The sequence below is a fragment of the Vibrio sp. 10N.261.52.A1 genome, assembly GCF_002876325.1.
Lineage (GTDB): Bacteria > Pseudomonadota > Gammaproteobacteria > Enterobacterales > Vibrionaceae > Vibrio > Vibrio chagasii.
Genome location: NZ_MCYD01001246.1, coordinates 1 through 1,488, shown reverse-complemented (window position 1 = coordinate 1,488; position 1,488 = coordinate 1). Strand labels below are relative to the sequence as shown.

General features: G+C 44.2%; 2 protein-coding genes. Both read right to left on the bottom strand.

Annotated elements, in window-relative coordinates; genetic code table 11:
• Window positions 1-985 (bottom strand): GGDEF domain-containing protein (locus tag BCT81_RS26265; protein WP_133152735.1); only part of this gene is annotated, 985 nt, incomplete at its 3' end.
• A gap of 111 nt (window positions 986-1,096) precedes the next feature.
• A partial coding sequence (locus BCT81_RS26260) for a hypothetical protein (RefSeq protein ID WP_102426364.1) occupies window positions 1,097-1,488 on the bottom strand: 392 nt, incomplete at its 5' end.

Here is a 1,488-nt window from a genome sequence, read left to right as displayed (position 1 = left end):
CATCAATAATGCGCGTGCAAAGCAGAGGAATGTTTTGATTTCGGCAGGCGTGAGCAATCACAATGAACTCATCGCCACCAAAGCGACCAATCATGCAGGTTTCATCAACTAGCTGTTTTAGGCGCTTACCGACTTGTTTTAGCAGCTGATCTCCCACGCTATGCCCATAGGTGTCATTGACGAGCTTAAAGCCATCAAGGTCAACAAACATCAACTCAAAAGGAGAGCGGTAGGCAATACTGGTTTGTAGTAAGTTGGTGATCCCTCTGCGGTTATGAAGCTCTGTTAAGCAATCGTGCTCCGCGTTGTACCTGGCTTTTATCAGCTTTTCTTTTTGCTTGGTGGTACAGGTTAGGTCTAACAGTAGCTCACTCTTGTCGAACAGCCACTTACCTTGAACGTCAAAGTGATGGGTTTTGTCACCTATGGTACAGCTCACTTCTTCTAGGATCTCCTGCCCTGTTCGTGCTGAAAATAGCCAATGGGCTGCAGTTTCTTCGCTGGAAAGAAAATCGGAGAGGGTGGTAAATGGTGAACCATAGTTTTGGTTAAACGCGGAGTTAGTGCTTACTATCTTACCTGAGCGGTCAAATAGTAGAGAAAGGTTCGCTCCGTCTGAGAAAGCGAGATCCTGCTTAAGACTGCCTTCTTCGGCAACAACTTGAACTAACATGCCCGTTCGAGCATCAGGTAAAGGAATACCAGAAAACTGGCACAGTGCGCGTTTGGCTATGTATTTGGGGGTAAAGTTCCACCATGTTTTGATGCTTTCACCACGTAGAAATTGTCTTTGATACTCTTCGAGAGTCGCCTCTATTGCCTTTGACATCTCGACACTAAAGTCGCGTGACGTCAGTTCAAACAAAGATTCCGCCTCCCACAAAGGAAGAGCACTTTGGTTTGCCCATGTGATTCTTTTGTTATCGATGTCATATATCCAAATGGGACACTTTAGGTACTCGAATGATTGATAACTTGTCATCATGCTCGACTCTACGTGAGGAAGTTTTAGTTGGATGCCACCGAGCAAGCAGGCCTACTTCGGTGACTTATTAATACAAATCAAACCCTCTCCATATTATTGAGAAAGGTGTGTTTATAGGTTTAATGAGCGGATGATCTTGGTCACTTTCCCTTGCGGAGTTGTCTCGATGATATAGCCTTTTTTATCATCGAAGATTTCACCATCAATAAAATGCCATCCATTTGGTTTCTTTATGATTTCCTTAGGGAAGTTCTCATCAAACATAGAATGATTTGGATAGACCGTTTCGATAGCTTCGAATAGGAGCTGCGCTTGGTCTTGATTCGCTAGGGTGAAGTCTTCTTTTAAGCACATGGTTAATTCAGGCAGTGGCTGAGTCGTAAAAGGTTCAGTGACGGTACCCAATACACCTTTTTGTGAGTAGAAACGGTATGAGCCTGAACTGCTTTCACTGCCATCTGGAGACTTGATATAAGGCGTTGCACTGTAGAACTCACAATCAA